An 18,671-nucleotide genomic window follows, 5' to 3' on the forward strand; every position below is an offset into this window, starting at 1 on the left:
AGATTATATTGACGATCAAAATTTATTAGATGATAAAGATGAATTCATATGGAAAAAATATTTTAATGAATTTGAAATTAATTTTCGAAAAAAATATGATGAATGGAGAAAAAACATTTTTAAATACTATACTGATGAAGAAGAAGGACATGAATATACTAATGAAGAGGAAGATCACATTAACAAATATTCCAATGCGTGTTTTTATAATTTATGTGAAACAATATATGGATTAAGAAATTCTTGTGCTCTTATGATTGAAAGAGCATATATTGAAGCACCTTCAAGTAAGGAACAAGTTTCTGGAAATATATATATATATTATGCTAAAGACAATCAATATAGAAGTATAGCAAAAATTATAGAAAATCGTATAAGTGAAGATTATAAAGAGTTATTTATAATTTTAGCTAAATGCAATGAAGATATGGATTATTATTCAAGGTTTAAAGAAAATGTTAATAAAGTAACTTTAAATAAAAGAATATTTTGCATATTATATAATTGGGAGTCGTATAAAAATCAATCATTTAGCAAAAAAAATGAGGAGATACTAGCAGTCAATGATAACCAGAATCTTATTGATGCCATAAAATTTAATGTTTCTAGAAAGATAGGAATTTCAAAGGAAAAAATTATTGTGACAGAATATTTTAACGATATTGATCTAAATACATTGGAAGTTCTAGAAAAAAATAATGATTTTTTACATTTATTAACCAATATAAAAGAGGCAAGTGAAGAAATTGGAATATCTATAAAAATCAAACCTTCAAGTAAAGAAAAAATAATAAATATATCATTAAATCAAGAAAGAATGAGTGTTCAAGCCCTAGTTGGTATGCTTTATGAGAGGTATAATGGTTATTTGGTTGACTTATGGAATAGAATAATTGAAGGAGAAAAAACAAATAATAAACATCAAAAATACTACTATAGTGAAATCCGCACCATAATTGGAAACAGAAAAGATGATTATAAGGAATACAAGCATATATCTTATGAAAATTCTAATGAAGAAAAGAAAAAGATAATTGATTTTAGCTTAAGGAATGGTGATTATAATGATAGTAAGACCATATTAAAAATGCTGGTTAATTATGGTTATCATATTGTTGGATTTAATTCTAATGAAAGTAAAATTATAGTATCAGTTAATGGAGAAATATCTCAGGAAGATAAAGATAAACTGATAAAATCAATAAAGGGAAGACTTGAAGAAAGTGCTATAAACTATTTTGAAAGTGCTTTTTTAATTAATATATCAAAAAATAAATTTAACCATAATAATTTGTACAAAGCTCTGGAATCTGAAAAAAATATAACTATTGATGATTTTTATAATGCTTTTAAAGAAGTATTTAAAAAGATGAGCGAAAATATATTAAGATATGAAGTTTCACTTCAATAAATATAAAATTATTCCCCTATTAAAAAATCCTATGTAATAATTGCCATAATTATTACATAGGATTTTTTATTTAAATTCTTTTTTTAAACTAAGACTCAGGTTCTTATCAAGACTTTCAAATATAGGTTGATCATAATATTGATGCAAAGAAACCACAAGTTTCACTTAAAATAACTTGAATGATATTTGGCTTAAATACATACTTTTAGAAGGATATAGAATAAAAAACAGCTTTGAATACGTAATATACCTCCATATAAATAGAGATGTATTTTTTGTTATTAAAAGATTTACTAGATGAATTTGTATTGGAATTAGAAATGATCCGATATCTGATGTCAAATTATTAAAACAAAATAATCCTATTATTAATGTATTTGCAGAAGAAGAGGTTAATCGTATGCTAAATATTTTTAAGGGAAACCGATTCTTACCAATCAAAGATAAAGCAATTTTATGTAGAAGCTATAGAAAGGGAAGTAAAGATAGCAGGTAAAAAAGCTAATATAAATGAAAACGTGAGATGTTCTCCAAACACCTGCCGTCATTATTTTTCTATTCAAAGGCTAAAGAATAATTTGGATTTTTATTCTTTGTCTAGAATTTTAGGTCACAAAAACACAAATATTGCAAGGGTATATTTAGAGAATTTAAAATATGTAGAAATACTAGAAAAGAGTTTAAAGACTAGTTCGTTATCTAATAAATATGTAAAAGTAATAAAAGCTGATTTAGATAATAAGAGTGTAACATTAAGTCAAACAGATAAAGTTGATAAAAATAGTCTTGTATAAATCATTGAATTATGTTAATATTAAATTACAGATTAAACTAACATTATTTAGAATTAGACTCCCAAGAAGATAATTACAAAACTATTTTTTTAAAGCAATAAAAATAAAGTAATAGAGAGTAAAAACTTTATTACTTTATTTTTATAAAGTTAAAATTAGGATTATTTATATTGAATAATATATTTTTATAAGTGAGGTGAAATAAATATGGGAAATATAATGAAAATTAACTTATATGCTGAACATAAAGGCAAAAAGAAAAATAAAATGAATTTAAAAACTGTTGAAGAAGCTATTTTTAAATACAATAATTGGATAAAGAAAACCAATAGAGAGGATAAAATAGAAAACTATGAGGAATTTTTGCAAGCTCAGTAGTTACTTTTAAAGGGATAGTAGACAGAAGAAATTTTGTTTTACTATCCCTATTTTTTTGTTTTTATTAACAGTGTGAAAATAATGGTATATTATGAGCGTGATATAACATATTAATTAATTATTTTACCTACTCTCCGATTATGTTATATATCACAATTTAATAATTAATAGAGATGTAAATTAAAATTCTATAAAGCCTTTCAGAGCCTCATTAAACTAAGACTCAGGTTTAATTTTAAGAACCTTATCAAGACTTTCAAATATAGATTGATCATAATCTTGATGCAAAGAAACCTCAAGTACGTCATATAATTTTTCTAATTGTTTTATTATTTGATCTAAAACAAAATCATTTTTTACTAATAAAAACATTTTACTTGTAGAACCATCGCCTATTTGAGCACATAAAATTCCTTCTAGGTTAAAGGCACGTCTTGCAAAAAGACCAGTTATATGGCTCATGACACCAGAGTGGTTTCTTACAACAAGTTCAATAAGATAAAAATTAGTATTAATCATTTAATCCTTCACCGCCTATCATTTCTATGTTTGATTCACCTGGAGGAACCATTGGAAGAACATTTTCTGCTTCTTTGATTGGAACATTAATTAAATAAGGACCATCTATAGATAATATTTCTTCTAATTTCTTCAAAGGCTCATCTTCAGTTCCTAAATCGCAAGCTGGAATACCAAAGCCTTCAGCTATAACTTTAAAGTTTGGATTTGATATAAAATGTGATGCTATATAATGTTCGTTATAAAATAATTCTTGTTGCTGACGTACTAGCCCTAAATGATGATTATTTAATATGAAGATTTTTATGTTTAGATTAAAATCAGCAAGTGTTGCAAGCTCTTGAATATTCATTAATATAGATCCATCTCCACTAAAGTCAATTATAGTTTTATCCTTATTTGCTAATGCGGCACCTATAGCAACAGGAATGCCAAAACCCATTGTTCCAAGACCGCTTGAGGTCAATAATGACTTTGTTTTTTTAAAAGGATACCTTTGTGCTACCCACATTTGATGCTGCCCAACATCAGTAGTAATAATAGTATCATCTGGCAACCTATTTCCTATAAAAGGAATAATATTAGCTGGATGTAATGCATTCTCATAGGATGGAAGAGGATATTTTTCTTTAAAACATTTAACTCTTTCAATCCAAGACTTTCTAGGTTGTGCTTCAATATGTGGAATAATAGCTTCTATAAAATTATAAATGTTTGCAACCATTGAAAGACTACTTGCTTTAATCTTATTTATTTCAGAAGGATCAATATCAATATGAATAATAGAAGCGTTAGGACAAAACTTTTCTATATTCCCAGTAGCTCTATCATCAAATCTTACACCTAAGGCTAATATTAAATCAGCTTCATTAAGGAGATAATTAGTAAAAGGGGCACCATGCATTCCTAACATTCCAAGACTTAATTCATCATCACAAGGAAAAGCTCCTAATCCCATAAGACTTAAGGCTACAGGAATATTACTTTTCTTAGCAAAATCATATAAACTACTACAGGCATTAGAATTAATTACTCCGCCGCCAGCATAAATTACAGGTTTCTTAGAATTGTTGATTAATTCAGCTATACAGTAAAGGGTAGAGGTCTTCAAATCTTTTTTTGAATTAACAATTTTATCTTTTGAAATCTTAGAAGGGAATTGTTCTAATTCAATAACCTGATTTTGAATATTTTTGGGAATATCAATTAATACAGGTCCAGGTCTGCCTTCTAATGCTATTTTAAAGACTTCAGGAATTACAGTAAAAAGTTCATCTATACTTCTAATTAAAAAATTATGTTTAGTAATAGGTATGGTTAAACCATAAGCATCTACCTCCTGGAAAGCATCTGTTCCTATTGATGATAATGATACTTGCCCTGTTATAGCAACTAAGGGTATAGAATCAAGCTTTGCATCAGCAATAGCGGTTAATAAATTAGTAACTCCAGGTCCAGAAGTTGCAAAACATACACCAACTGTATTTGTGCTTCTAGAAATTCCTTGTGCAATAAAACCAGCTCCTTGTTCATGACGAGCTAATATATGTTTAATTTTGCTTTTGTATAGGGCGTCATAAAGTGGAAGATTAAAACCGCCTGGAATACCTGATATATATTCTACACCTTCATTTTCTAATAATTTAATAACAATTTCAGAACCTTTATATTTCAAAAAAATCACTCCTAACGTAAAATTTTATGTTTTCTAATAAGTTTCACTTTATGAAGCACAAGAAATATTAATTAATTTTTATAATTTTCTATAATAAAAAACTCCTCATCCTATAATAATAGGACGAAGAGGATATCATCGCGGTACCACCTAAATTTGTATAAATTATATACACACTCATCATAATACAGGTTAAAAACCGATATTACTGTCCTTTTAACGGTAGACCATCCGTTTAATTCTACACTCTACAAAAGATTTCGATTAAAAACTCAAAGGCTACATTCCATATACATCTCATGAGAACTTACAGCAACCATTCTCTCTCTGTGTTTAAATAACATATGTACTCTTCCTTATCACAGTTTATACTTTATTAACTTTAATTAATTATATTAAAAAAAGTTTGTATTTGTCAATGATAATTTCAAATTTATACTAAATATAACGTATACATTACATAATATTCAGAAAAATTAAATAAACACTTATAATAACTAATTGACCTTTTAATTTTGAAAGTAAAAATTAATTTTATAGTTATAATGAGTAAATAGCAATACTGTCTTTACTATTTAGAAATAATAACGTAATATTGTTAATGATATCCATTAGTAATATCTTTTGGGAGGAGTAAATAATATGAATAAATTAGAATTTTTGGGAAGAGGTTTTGGATATAATGTGACAGAAGGAAATACCTCTAGTTATATAAAAAATGATGATACTTTATTATTAATAGATTTTGGAGAAAGTATATTTCAAAAAATTGTGACTAAGAATTTAATTGAAGGAATAAAAAATGTACATGTACTTATCACCCATATGCATTCTGATCATATAGGCTCACTCGGAAGTTTTGTAGGTTATTGTTATTGGAGACAAAAGATTAGAATAAATATATATTTTCATGAAAAAGAAAAAAATAACAGAATTTTCAAAACTTACTGGTGCTGTTGAAGGGGAAAGCTTTATTGTATATAGTACAAATAATAAAAGAATTAAATTTAACTTTAAATTCTTCACTTACTAAGCATGTAGAAACTCTTAATACATATTCATTTTTGATAAAATTTGATTATGGAAACAGTATTTTTTATAGTGGAGATACTTATGAAACTAATTTTAATGTTATTCCTTTTTTAGATGAAGGAAATATAATATATCAAGGTACTTGTTTAAATGATATGGAAGGAAATGTACATACATCCTTAAGAGTTTTAAGTGAATTAGTTCCAGAACAATATAGAAAAAAGTATTCCGTATTCATATCGATGATGATAATTTCATTGAAAAAGCTAAAGAAAAAGGATTTCAAGTGGTTAATTTAATTAGGTTAATAATAAGAAGGTGTATTTATGAATTATAGAATTGATTTACATACTCACACTAATATTTCAGATGGAGCTTCAACTCCTAAAAAGTTAATAGAAGATGCTGTTTTAGAAAATATAAAAGCCATAGCTTTAACTGATCATGATAATATTGCTGGTATCAGAGATGCAGCTAAATATGCAAAAGAAAATAATATTGATTTTTTAAATGGAATAGAAATAAGTTCTTTATATAAAGATGGAAGGATGCTTCATATTTTAGGTATAGGAATTGATATTGAAAATGAAAGTTTTTTAAATGCTTTTTATAATATGAAAAAGGAAAGAGAAGATAGAATAAAACATATATTAATGGAAATTAGTAAAAAAGGCATCAATATATCAATTGATGAGTTGAGAGGAAATTCCTTAAGTGAATATCTAGATAGATATGATGTTTATAGATATTTTATAAAAAATAATATCTGTAAATCTCCACAGGAAATTTGGGATAAATTTTTAGATCCAATTCCATATAATGAAGGAGAACTTCTAAGTGTTGAAGAGTCTATTAATATGATAAAAAAAGCAGGAGGAGTATCCTTTTTAGCTCATTACAATAAATCAATTGGTTTTGCAGGACTAAATACTGATGAAATCGAAAAGGAAGTGAAGAATTTAATTAATTTAGGATTAGATGGAATAGAAAAATATTATCCTTCATTTACAGAACAGGATTGTATTTTCTTAGATAATATTATAAATAAATATAATTTGATGTATTCTGGAGGAACTGATTATCATGGAGAAAATAGGCCAGATATAAAAATTGGTTCTGGAAAAAATAATAATTTATTTATTCCATATAGCATTTACAAGAATATTATCCAAACAATTAATATGAGCAAAGGCGATAATCATTAAGAGCATAATATATTATTTAATAATTCGTTGGGTAGATTTATAGTAAATTTAGACAATAAAATTGTTTATACTACAATGATTATGGTGTAAAATAGTATATGAAAATAATCATGTAAATTGATTTTAATGTTAGGAGAACTTTAATGTTAAGTCATAAAGGTACTATAGATTTAGAAACTAATAACTTTATATTAAGACCTTTTACATCTAAAGATATTCCAGATATGTATCATAATTGGGCATCTGATAAAGAAGTTGCCAAATATCTTACATGGGTAGAACATTGTAATATAGAAAAAACTAATATGATAGTTACGTTTTGGGAGAAGTCTTATAAAAGCAAGGAATATTACAATTGGGCAATAGAAGATAAATACAGCAAGCATGTTATTGGAAGTATTAATCTTATGAATTTAGACAATTATAATGAGAATTGTGAAATTGGATATTGTATAGGTCAGGACTTTTGGAATCAAGGTATAATGACGGAAGTATTAAATCAAATTATTGAATTTTCATTTGTAGAAGTTGGTTTTGAGCGTATTACAGCCAGAAGGCATATAAATAATATAGCTTCAGGAATGTTACTTAAAAAATGTAAATTTGCCTATGAAGGTACTTTAAGAAATGTAGTGAAGGATAACAAAGGAGCTTTTGTTGATTGTAAATATTATTCTATATTAAAAGTGGAATATTTCAAGGAAAAAAAGAAGACAGAACTTATAGAGCGTGTGGAAATTTGATTTAAAAAATAAATTAATTCATGAATGTAGGAGAGTAGATGCTTAAGGTATCTACTCCTTCAAACTTTTAAAGCAAATTAAATTTTAAATAAACTATATCATATAGTTAAAAAATACATATAACATACATACAGAGTATGAAATTTAGTTTATATAATAATTATTATGTAAACTAAACTATACTAAAATTACCTTAGTGCGGCGGATAATCTAAATAAAGTTTTTATATAAAATGAACAAAAGACTGAAAGTATATTTACTAGAAAAAATAATTAGTAAATATATTTTTAGTCTTTAATTTTGGATTCTTAACTTCATGTGTTAAAATAATGAGTATATAATGCATAAAGGAGTAACAAAATAAATGAATATAATTACTTTAGAAAATATAAATAAAAGTTATAGTGAAAAAATATTATTAAACAATGTATCACTAGGTATTAATGATGGTGATAAAATTGGTTTAATTGGAATAAATGGTGCAGGTAAATCTACATTTTTAAAAGTTGTATCAGGACGTGAAGAATTTTTTGAAGGAAATATCACTAAGGGCAAAAATGTTAGAATTGAATATTTAGATCAAAATCCTGACTTTGACTCAGAGGCAACTGTTTTAGAGCAAGTTTTTAAGGGAGATACTAAGGAAATGCAGCTGCTTAGAAAATATGAAGAATTATTAGATAAAATTAATTCTTGCACTACAGAAGAATTTGATCTTTTAAATAAAGAATTAATAAAGCTACAAGAACAAATTGACTCCTTAAGTTTATGGGATTTAGAAAATGAAGCTAAGACAATTTTAACAAAGCTTGGAATAAATGATTATCATGAAAAGGTAGGAAATTTATCGGGAGGACAAAAAAAGAGAATTGCTCTTGCATGTTCTCTTATAACTCCATGTGATATGCTTATATTAGATGAACCTACTAATCATTTAGATTCAGATTCTATAGAATGGCTTGAAGACTTTTTAAATGGAAGAAAAGGTGCTCTACTCATGATCACTCATGATAGATATTTCTTAGATAGAGTTACCAATAGAATTATTGAATTAGATAGAGGAAGTATGTATTCTTACCCAGGTAATTATACAGCATTCTTAGAAAAGAAAATTGAAAGGCTTGAAACAGAACAAGTTCAAGAAGATAAAAGAAATGCATTAATAAGAAGTGAATTAAAATGGGTTAGACGTGGTGCAAAGGCCAGAACTACCAAACAAAAAGCTAGGCTTCAAAGGTTTGATGAACTAGTAAATACTGAAACTATACGCAGACAAGAAGATGTTGATATTTCCCTTGTTGGTTCTAGACTTGGTAAAAAAGTTGTTGAATTATACAATGTATGTAAAGCCTTTGGAAATAAAACCTTAATTAAAGATTTCAATTACATATTTTTAAGAGATGATAGAGTTGGAGTTGTTGGGGAAAATGGTGCTGGTAAAACAACTTTAGTTAATTTACTTACAGGAAAACTTCCTTTAGATAGTGGAACAATAGAAATTGGTGATACTGTTAAAATATCTTGCTTTGCTCAAGATAACACAAATATGCACCCAAAACTTAGAGTTATTGATTATGTTAAAGAAGGCGGAGAATTCATACCTGTAGAAGATGGAACAAATATTTCAGCCTCAAGTATGTGCGAAAGATTTTTATTTGATAGCACAATGCAGTATACTCCAATTGAAAAGTTATCTGGTGGAGAACGAAGAAGATTGCATTTACTTAGAGTACTTATGGAATCACCTAATTTCTTAATATTAGATGAACCTACAAATGATTTAGATATTGAAACACTTAAAATTTTAGAAGATTTCTTAGATAAATTTATGGGTGTAGTAATTGTTGTATCTCATGATAGATATTTCTTAGATAGAATATGTGATAAAATCTTCTCATATGAAGGAAATGGAATAATTAAAGAGTATCACGGTAACTATAGTGATTTCTTAATTTCAAAAGAAATGGAAAAGGTCCAAGGAGATACTACAACAGTTGATGACAAATTTAAGGAAGAAAAAAGTAAAGGAACTAAAGAAAGGACTAACGATAACAAACCAAAATTTACTTTTAAAGAACAAAAGGAATTTGACACAATAGATGCTGATATATATAAATTAGAGGCGAAAATGGAAAGTTTAGATAAGGATATGGCAAAGAATTCTTCAAACTATGGCAAACTTAATGAGTTAATGAAAGAAAAAGAAGATCTGCAAAAAGAACTGGAACATAAATATGAGAGATGGGAATATTTAAATGAAATTGCCGAAGCCATCGAACAATATAAGAGGAATAATTAAATTTGAAATAATACATGTGTTTTAAACTAAAACAATTCATTATGAGTAAAAGTTAACTTGCCTATATTAAATATATTTCCAGCCACACTTAGATAAATTTAAATTTTTAGAACATGTATTGAACAATGCAGAATAAGAAAGGAGCATGAGATTATTTTCTATTTAGAAATAATCTCAATTAATATAATGGAAGTACATATATATTTAAAAGGAAAACCAGAAGCCACAATATTTAAAGGAGAGCGAATTGATATTTTAGATATTAATCTTCAAGGGAAAGAGTATAAGCAAATAAGATATTTTAGAAAAGGAATTTCTAAATCAGAATATGTTAGTGTAAATCTAATAAATAGAATTAAGACATTTGAATAAGAGAATAATAAAATAGCAAGTCAATATAGGAGTCAATTTAACTTAGTGGCTTGTTATTTTATATGTCTAAATTAAGTTATTAAATAAAAAATGCAGGTGATAAAATTGATAAAACAAATTTTACTAGAAGGCTTTAATAAAAGCATAACCAATTCAGTTAGAATAAAAGGTGACCGTGTTTTAAATAATGATTTGCTTAGAGAATTAAATGTAGTCGTAGATAAAGATAATATTAAATTACGATCTATAGTAGTTTCAGAAAGTCTTCTTAGTGAATATCTATGTAAGCTTGAAATTGATAATGAAACAAAAGATGTTATCGGGTCCTATTGCAGCTGCATGGATTTTGAAAAAAATGAATTTACAAGGGATAATTATTGCTGCAAACATTTAGTTGCAACTTTTTATCAGTTTTTAAGAAATATTGATGCTGATGATGAATTGAGAAATAAGATAACAAAAAGTATTGAGATTAAGAAAAATAAACATAATGCAAAAGCCAATAATAATGAGGATCTGCTATCTTTTCTTATTGGAGATAGTCAAAAAGAAAACCTTAAGGTTGATATTACTATAAATAAAAATAATTGGTCATCTAAGCTTCAAGCTGAATTCAAAATAGGTCTTAGGAACAAAAGTAATAAAATGTATATGATTCGTGATATTAATCAATTTTTAGTATCACTTTATAATAAAATTCCAATCAAATATGGAAAAGATTTTGTTTTTGATATAAAAGAGCAATGTTTTTCTTATGAAGATAAAAGATTAATAAAATTTCTTTACAATATCAAAAACATGGAAGAGCACAATAGAAATTTTAGACGTCATCAAGATAGGTTGATAGATGGGAAAATATTAACTATTCCAGATATGATGGTTAAGGAATTTCTTAATATTATAAAAAAGAATAGAGTATATTTAGGAGATGGTTTCTTTTATAGAATATTAGAATCAGAAATAATAGAAGGAGATATGATTGTTCCATTTTCATTATTGAATGAGGATAATTATATAGTATTAGGAATTGAGCATGGAATGCCAGAAGCTTTAACACAAAATGAAGATGTATTTTTATATGGGACTCTAATTTACATTCCATCGATAGAGCAGTGCGAAAGATTATCTCCTTATTTAAAGATTTTTAATGCAACATCAACAGTAAGATTTAATAAAGATCAAGAAAATAAAATTTTAAAAGAACTGATACCCTCGTTGCAAAAAATTACAAAGGATCTGACTTTATCTAAGGAAATAAGGAGTAAAGTTGTAAAAGGACCGGTAAGCTTTAGATTTTATTTTGATAAAGACAAAGAAATATCTTTATTATTTAAGGTGTCTTATGAAGGACATGAGTTTAATTATTTCGAGGAATATACAGATAAAGTCATATATAGGGATACAAATAAAGAATATGAAGTCTTTGGATTACTAAGAAGTCTTGGTTTTGAAGAAGTTAATGGAAAAATGTACTTTTTTAAAGATGATGAGGATGCTTTTAAATTCTTTAAGTATGAAATAGAAAAGATTCAAAAGTATGGTGAGGTCTTTTATTCTGAAAGATTTAATGGAATAAAAGACATTAAAAAATCTGATTTTAAAGGAGACGTTAGAAAAGGAAAGTTTAATTATTTTGAATTTCAATTTGAACTTTCTAATATTTCAGAAAGTGAAGTTACAAAGATACTTAGAAGCTTTAGAGATAATTTAAAATATTACAAACTAGAGAACGGTGAATTTTTAGATTTACAAGCAACAGCGCTTAAGGAAGCTTTAATTCTTATGGATAATTTGCTTTTAGAAGACGAATTAAAAAATAACTTAATTGAATTTCCAATAAATAAAGCTGCCTATATTGAAGACTATTTAGAAGAAAAAGAACTTAGATTTATAGAGAGTTGTGATGAAATTAAAGAACTTAAGGGAAGAGTAAAGAATATTAAGGATAAATCATTTCAACCACCTTTTGGACTTCAAGCTAAACTTCGTGAGTATCAAAAAGAAGGCTACAATTGGTTTAGAACCTTAGACTATTTAGGTTTTGGAGGAATTCTAGGTGATGAAATGGGACTTGGAAAAACACTTCAAGCAATAACTTTTTTGCTTTCAAAACCAAATTCAAAAACACTTATTATAGCTCCTACTTCTTTAATTTATAATTGGAAAAATGAATTTAAGAAGTTTGCACCATCTATGAAAATTGCTATTTCAAATGGTACAAGGGAAGAAAGAGAAGAATTAATAAAAAATTATAAAGATTATGATGTTATTTTAACTACTTACAATCTCCTAAGACGTGATTTAGAACTATATAATATGGAATTTTATTATTGCATTTTAGATGAAGCTCAAAATATTAAAAACCAAACTTCATTAAGTGCACAGTCAGTTAAGGAAATTAAAGCAAAATGTAGGTTCGCATTAACAGGAACGCCTATAGAAAATTCTTTAATGGAGCTTTGGTCAATATTTGATTTTATAATGCCAGGATATTTATATAATGAGAAAAAATTTGTAACAAGGTATCATAGAAGGCTTGAAGAAGGACCAGAAATATTAGAAGAATTAAATAGACTTGTAAAACCATTTATTCTAAGGCGTTACAAGAAAAATGTAATTAAAGAATTACCAGATAAAATAGAAAAGAGATTACTTGTACCATTAAGTGATGAACAAAAAATAGTATATGAGACTTATGCAAATTACGTTAAAGATTTAATTCAAAAAAAAGTTGAAGACCTTGAATTCAATAAGAGTAAAATTGAAATTTTATCTTATATAACAAAACTTCGTCAAATATGTTTAGATCCTTCTGTTACAATGGATAATTATGTAGCTACCAGTGGCAAAATAGAAGCACTTATTGAACTTTTAGAGCAAGGTATAGAAGAAGGTCATAAGATACTAGTATTTTCTCAATTTACATCTGTACTTAAAAATATAGGTAAGATACTTAAAGGAAAACAGTTCTTATTTTCTTACCTAGATGGAAAAGTTTCATCAATTAATAGAATGAAAATGGTTGACGAATTTAATAATGGAGAAAATTCTATATTTTTAGTTTCTTTGAAAGCAGGAGGGACAGGACTTAATTTAACTAGTGCAGATATAGTTATACACTTTGATCCATGGTGGAATCCAGCTGTTGAAGATCAAGCTACAGATAGAGCTCACAGAATTGGTCAACAAAATGTAGTTGAAGTAATTAAATTAATTTCAAGTGGAACTATTGAAGAAAAAATAGTAGAACTTCAAGATTCGAAGAGAGAATTAATAAATAAAATTTTAGGAGATGATTTATCTGTCGGAGCCTTCATAAATACCTTAAAAGAAGATGATATTTTAAATTTATTTAGTTAATATACTAAGGATTAATAAATATCTGTATGTGATTTAAGAAGTTATAGTGCTTTCGAATCATATATATTGTATAGATAATGGGGGGAATATAGTGAAAGATGTAATTAATAATGTATCTATTTATTTAAGAGAACTTAATACAGCATCAATAATTCTAAGGTTAACTTTAGCTACAATTTGTGGGGGAATCCTTGGGGCTGAAAGAGGCAGAAAGAAGAGACCAGCAGGCCTTAGAACACATATTTTAGTATGCATTGGTGCAGCTATGGTTATGATAACTAGCCAATATATGACGGATATCCTAAAAATAAGTACAGATGCAAGCAGAATGGGTGCTCAAGTTATAAGCGGAATTGGCTTTCTAGGAGCAGGTACAATTATAGTTGTTGGAAGAAATGAAGTTAAAGGACTTACAACAGCAGCAGGACTTTGGTCCTGTGCTTGTATGGGACTCGCTATAGGAATTGGCTTTTATGAAGGTGCTATTATATCATGCATATTTTTAATTGGGGTACTAACAATACTTCACAAACTAGACTTATATTCAAGAACTCATTCAAGGATATTAGATGTATATGCTGAACTCAAGCATATAACTGGTGTTACCAACTTCATGAATAGTGTTAAATCTGATGGAACAAAAATTTCTAATATAGAAATTAAGAAATCAAATGAAAATGATAGGCATGTTATTGGCCTTACAATGACTTTAACATTAGCGGAAAAAATTGATCATTCAGAATACATTTTAAAGCTTCACAGTATAGAAAATGTACTGTCAATTGAAGAAGTAATGTAGTAGAATTTAATTAGCTATAAGTAATAGTTTATTAAACCATGTAGGATATATGTCTGCATGGTTTTTTTATAAAACAAATTAAAAACTATTATTATAAAATCTTAAATTAGGTTAATTTCTATATATTATTATTGTTAAATATAAAACATAGTGGTAGAATATCAATGGGTAGTATCTTAATAGAGAGTTACACCAAACTATTAAGCATTAAAACTTATAATACAACTCATATCTATAATGAATGAGATTGAAATTAGGATGTTGTATCACACGATGGAGGTGATACTATTAAAATTGGATTTATTGGTCCTGGGAAGGTAGGCGTAAGTTTAGGACGCTACTTTACTCACAAGGGGATAACTTTAAGTGGCTTTTATGGAAAAAATATAAAAACAACCACTGAAGCAGCTAATATTACTAAATCAAAATTTTATTATAACATTCAAGATATTATTAAAGACAGTGATATATTATTTATTACAACGCCTGATGACACAATTTCAATTATAGATAGAGAATTATCAAAATTTGATCTAAATAACAAATCTATTTGCCACACAAGTGGCTCACTAAAATCAAATGTATTATATAATGCCAAACATTCTGGTGCACTAATCTATTCTATACATCCCATATTTGCATTTTCAAATAAAAACACAGATTTAAAAGAATTAGAACATATATATTTTTCAATTGAAGGTGAGGTTTTAGGAAATTCATCTTTAAATGATAATAAGACTGAAGATTTTAAAGCGTATATAATAAATTCTTCATTTGGAAATTCTGAGCTAAGAGAGGATAAAATAAATTTTAATGAAGAGAATTTTCAAGTAATTAATATTATTAAAGTTTTAGGAAATAAGTTTTTTGTAAGAAATGAAGAAACATCTTCAATTTATCATTTAGCTAATGTTTTTGTTTCTAACCTTACTTTATCTTTGTTAGATATAGGTACAAGTTATTTAAGAAAAATTGGGTTAAACGAAAAAGAAGAGGAAGCTTTATACAAGATATTATCTTTAAATTTGTTAAAGCTTGTAGCTCAAAGAGATAATAATACAAGCCTTCCAGCAAATGAACAACAAGACGATTTGAATAATGTAAATAAAAAAGTAAATTCTATGAATCCAAAAGATGAAAATAGATTTCACAATTTATTAAGAGATTCTAAAAAACATCTGGAAATATATAAAATTTTAGGGGGATTAGACTAGTGAAAAATACAGTATTAACATTCAAACAAGCTAAATCTGAAGGAAAAAAATTAAGTATGCTTACTGCATATGATTATTCAATGGCAAAAATAATTGATGAAAGTAATGTTAATGGAATTCTTATTGGGGATTCTCTTGGAATGGTGGTTAAGGGAGAAGAAGATACCTTATCTGTTACTATGGAAGAAATAATTTATCATACAAAAGCTGTTAAGAGAGGTGCGAAAAATTCTCTTATAGTAAGCGATATGCCTTTTTTATCTTATCATGTGTCTATTGAACAAGCAGTTTCAAATGCTGGAAGATTAGTTAAAGAAGGGGGTGCAAGTGCAGTTAAACTTGAAGGTGGTGTAAATATTGCAGCGCAAGTTAAAGCTATTGTAGATGCTCAAATCCCTGTAATGGGTCACATTGGATTAACACCTCAATCGGTCAATACTTTTGGTGGATTTAAAGTTCAAGGTAAAAGTAAATCAGCAGCCAAAAAGTTAATAGAAGATGCTGTTCTTTTAGAGAAAGCTGGAGTATTTTCTATTGTACTTGAAGGAATTCCAGAAAAGGTAGCTGAGCTTATTACAAGTTCAGTCTCGATTCCAACAATAGGAATTGGTGCAGGTAAATATTGTGATGGACAAATTTTAGTTTATCAAGATATGCTTGGAATGTTCAGTGATTTTATACCAAAGTTTGTTAAGCAATATGCTAATCTAGGTATGATTATGAAAGAAGCTATTGGTTCTTATGTTAAAGAAGTTCAAGAAGGTGCATTCCCAGAAGAAAAACATACTTTTAAGATTGATGAAAGTGAACTTCAAAAATTATACTAATGTACATTCAATATAAAGCTAACTATAAATTAATAGAATAACATGAGTTATGCTATTAATCTGTTATTTTTAAATCACTAAATAAGAAAAGAGGAAGAATAATGTTAGTAAAAGAAATTAAAGAACTTAGAAGTTTAATTAAGTCGTGGAAAAGTGAAGGACTTTCAGTAGGTTTTGTACCAACAATGGGGGCATTACATGAAGGACATGAAAGTTTAATAAAAAAAGCTGCACTTGAAAATGATAAAGTAGTTGTCAGCGTATTTGTAAATCCAACACAATTTGGGCCGAATGAAGATTATGATAGTTATCCAAGAGATATAAATAAAGATTTAAACTTATGTATGACTGCAGGTGCAGTAGCAATTTTCAATCCAGATCCAAGTGAAATGTATTTTGAGAATAAATCAACTAGTATAAGTGTCTCAAACCTTACAAGTGTGCTTTGCGGAGCAAAAAGACCAGGACATTTTGATGGAGTTTGCTTAGTTGTTTCTAAATTATTTAATATAGTTACTCCTGATAAAGCTTACTTTGGACAAAAAGATGCTCAGCAAGTTGCTGTTTTAAAGAAAATGGTTAGAGATTTAAATATAGATGTAGAAATAGTTACATGTCCAATAATACGAGAAGAAGACGGACTAGCTAAAAGTTCAAGAAATACTTATCTTTTGAAAACTGAAAGAAAAGCAGCTTTAGTATTAAGCAGAAGCTTAAATATAGCTAAGGAGCTTTTAAAAAATGGTGAAAGAAATGCCAACAAAATTAAAGAAATAATGAAAGACGAAATAATAAAAGAACCATTAGCTAAAATAGATTATATAGAAATAGTTGATGGGGATTCTTTACAAAAAATAGAAAATATAGAAAAAAGCATATTGGTTCCAATTGCTGTTTATATAGGAAAAACTAGACTAATAGATAATTTTATATTTGAGGTATAATTTTCTGTTATAGTAAACTTATAGCTGGAAAAATTATCTTTATATAAATTAGTTCACACTAATTTATATAAAGAATTTAATTAATGATGAGATATATGTTTCATTTACAAATTTATATAGAATTAACCGTGTAGGTAAAGATTTTATAAAATAATTATTTTTAAACATTAAATTTGAATTACGGAATATAGTAAAATTTTAATAACAATTAAACTTATTACACATATACAAGGAGGATAAAAAATGATACTTACTATGTTAAAAGGAAAAATACACAGAGCTACAGTAACGCAGGCTGAATTAAATTATGTAGGAAGCATAACAATAGATAAGAGATTAATGGAAGCATCAGGAATATTAGAAAATGAAAAAGTTCAAATTGTTGATGTAAATAACGGAGCAAGGCTTGAAACATATGTAATTCCAGGGAAAAGAGATTCAGGAGTTATTTGCTTAAATGGAGCCGCTGCAAGACTTGTACAAACTGGTGATAAGGTAATAATAATTGCTTATGCTCAAATTGAGGAAGAGGACGCAAAAAAATATAAACCGGCTGTTGTATTTATGAATGACGATAATACAATAAAAGAAATTACTAATTATGAATCTAATAAATAGAATTTAATTTACAATTAGTAATTATTTAAAAGAGTGAGATTTATTTAAAATCTCACTCTCTATTTCTTTATAACACGAATAAGTATGGTTTCTGTATGCTTTCCACCATATTCATCTTCAATTAGTATTTGAAACAGATCCAATCCAGAGAATCGCTTAGTTGATTTATATATAAGAGTAGATGCGTTTAGCAAGTATAATTTTCCGTACCTAGGTCTTGATTTAATTTTTATTAAGCTATTAGTGTTGTAATAATTTACAATTTTTAAATCTAATACAATAGATTTACATGCGCATACGTAAAATGGCTTTATTTCCTTTATTTGTACTTTAAAGTTACAAGGATGTACTGTAAATTCGCACTTTTCTTTACAAGTTTCTTTATTCTCCAAAGTCACACGTCCTTTTCCTTTTTAAGTTTATAGTGCATATTATGTTTTTAAGTTAATAATTGTACCATTTTCAAAGAAGTCTTAATATA

At 27.0% G+C, this 18,671-nt stretch carries 18 protein-coding genes and 1 other annotated feature; of the genes, 15 read left to right on the top strand and 3 right to left on the bottom strand.

The window, feature by feature from the left end; translation table 11 throughout:
• The 3 genes from CLPUN_RS27785 to CLPUN_RS28210 all read left to right on the top strand — a co-directional run.
• Positions 1-1,411, top strand: a 1,411-nt coding sequence (locus tag CLPUN_RS27785; protein WP_077849124.1) for a hypothetical protein, incomplete at its 5' end; no start/stop codon positions are given.
• 443 nt (positions 1,412-1,854) lie between these two features.
• Positions 1,855-2,205 (top strand): tyrosine-type recombinase/integrase, encoded by a 351-nt coding sequence (locus CLPUN_RS29265; protein ID WP_278281671.1) that lies wholly within the window; start codon positions 1,855-1,857, stop codon positions 2,203-2,205.
• 207 nt (positions 2,206-2,412) lie between these two features.
• Positions 2,413-2,583, top strand: coding sequence for a hypothetical protein (locus CLPUN_RS28210; RefSeq protein WP_198944381.1), 171 nt, complete (start codon positions 2,413-2,415; stop codon positions 2,581-2,583).
• 216 nt (positions 2,584-2,799) lie between these two features.
• On the opposite strand, the gene ilvN is transcribed toward CLPUN_RS28210, so the two are convergent.
• Positions 2,800-3,102 (bottom strand): acetolactate synthase small subunit, encoded by a 303-nt coding sequence (ilvN, locus tag CLPUN_RS20685; protein WP_077849126.1) that lies wholly within the window; start codon positions 3,100-3,102, stop codon positions 2,800-2,802.
• The gene (ilvB, locus tag CLPUN_RS20690) at positions 3,095-4,777 is read right to left on the bottom strand and encodes a biosynthetic-type acetolactate synthase large subunit (RefSeq protein ID WP_077849127.1); all 1,683 of its coding nucleotides are present in this window, start codon (positions 4,775-4,777) and stop codon (positions 3,095-3,097) included. The genes ilvN and ilvB overlap by 8 nt, the downstream gene beginning before the upstream one ends.
• A 116-nt stretch (positions 4,778-4,893) precedes the next feature.
• Positions 4,894-5,149, bottom strand: a binding site (T-box leader).
• A 270-nt stretch (positions 5,150-5,419) separates the two neighbouring features.
• On the opposite strand from ilvB, the gene CLPUN_RS28885 reads away from it, so the two are divergent.
• The 12 genes from CLPUN_RS28885 to panD all read left to right on the top strand — a co-directional run bounded on the left by CLPUN_RS28885 (position 5,420) and on the right by panD (position 18,190).
• Positions 5,420-5,737, top strand: a complete 318-nt coding sequence (locus CLPUN_RS28885; protein ID WP_242954207.1) for an MBL fold metallo-hydrolase — start codon at positions 5,420-5,422, stop codon at positions 5,735-5,737.
• 14 nt (positions 5,738-5,751) lie between these two features.
• Positions 5,752-6,108 (top strand): hypothetical protein, encoded by a 357-nt coding sequence (locus tag CLPUN_RS28890; protein WP_242954208.1) that lies wholly within the window; start codon positions 5,752-5,754, stop codon positions 6,106-6,108.
• A gap of 27 nt (positions 6,109-6,135) precedes the next feature.
• Positions 6,136-7,014, top strand: coding sequence for a PHP domain-containing protein (locus tag CLPUN_RS20700; protein ID WP_077849128.1), 879 nt, complete (start codon positions 6,136-6,138; stop codon positions 7,012-7,014).
• A 143-nt stretch (positions 7,015-7,157) separates the two neighbouring features.
• Entirely contained in the window at positions 7,158-7,757 is a 600-nt protein-coding gene (locus CLPUN_RS20705; protein WP_077849129.1) for a GNAT family N-acetyltransferase, read from the top strand.
• A 364-nt stretch (positions 7,758-8,121) separates the two neighbouring features.
• Complete coding sequence (locus tag CLPUN_RS20710) at positions 8,122-10,056, top strand: ABC-F family ATP-binding cassette domain-containing protein (protein ID WP_077849130.1); 1,935 nt, start codon at positions 8,122-8,124, stop codon at positions 10,054-10,056.
• A gap of 186 nt (positions 10,057-10,242) precedes the next feature.
• Positions 10,243-10,428, top strand: a complete 186-nt coding sequence (locus tag CLPUN_RS20715; protein ID WP_077849131.1) for a hypothetical protein — start codon at positions 10,243-10,245, stop codon at positions 10,426-10,428.
• 105 nt (positions 10,429-10,533) lie between these two features.
• Complete coding sequence (locus CLPUN_RS20720) at positions 10,534-13,788, top strand: DEAD/DEAH box helicase (RefSeq protein WP_077849132.1); 3,255 nt, start codon at positions 10,534-10,536, stop codon at positions 13,786-13,788.
• Positions 13,789-13,891: 103 nt separating this feature from the next.
• Positions 13,892-14,587, top strand: coding sequence for an MgtC/SapB family protein (locus tag CLPUN_RS20725; RefSeq protein ID WP_143329089.1), 696 nt, complete (start codon positions 13,892-13,894; stop codon positions 14,585-14,587).
• Between the two features lie 302 nt (positions 14,588-14,889).
• Positions 14,890-15,801, top strand: coding sequence for a Rossmann-like and DUF2520 domain-containing protein (locus CLPUN_RS20730; protein ID WP_242954210.1), 912 nt, complete (start codon positions 14,890-14,892; stop codon positions 15,799-15,801).
• The gene (gene panB / locus CLPUN_RS20735; protein ID WP_077849134.1) at positions 15,801-16,628 is read left to right on the top strand and encodes a 3-methyl-2-oxobutanoate hydroxymethyltransferase; all 828 of its coding nucleotides are present in this window, start codon (positions 15,801-15,803) and stop codon (positions 16,626-16,628) included. The genes CLPUN_RS20730 and panB overlap by 1 nt, the downstream gene beginning before the upstream one ends.
• A gap of 101 nt (positions 16,629-16,729) precedes the next feature.
• The gene (gene panC / locus CLPUN_RS20740) at positions 16,730-17,572 is read left to right on the top strand and encodes a pantoate--beta-alanine ligase (RefSeq protein WP_077849135.1); all 843 of its coding nucleotides are present in this window, start codon (positions 16,730-16,732) and stop codon (positions 17,570-17,572) included.
• Between the two features lie 243 nt (positions 17,573-17,815).
• Positions 17,816-18,190: an aspartate 1-decarboxylase gene (panD, locus tag CLPUN_RS20745; RefSeq protein ID WP_077849136.1), complete on the top strand. Its 375-nt coding sequence runs from the start codon at positions 17,816-17,818 to the stop codon at positions 18,188-18,190.
• A gap of 59 nt (positions 18,191-18,249) precedes the next feature.
• Here the strand turns inward: panD and CLPUN_RS20750 are convergent, their stop codons facing one another.
• On the bottom strand, positions 18,250-18,582 hold the full coding sequence (locus tag CLPUN_RS20750) for a hypothetical protein (protein ID WP_077849137.1): 333 nt from the start codon (positions 18,580-18,582) through the stop codon (positions 18,250-18,252).
• Between the last annotated feature and the right edge of the window lie 89 nt (positions 18,583-18,671).

The organism is Clostridium puniceum, assembly GCF_002006345.1.
Classification (GTDB): domain Bacteria; phylum Bacillota; class Clostridia; order Clostridiales; family Clostridiaceae; genus Clostridium; species Clostridium puniceum.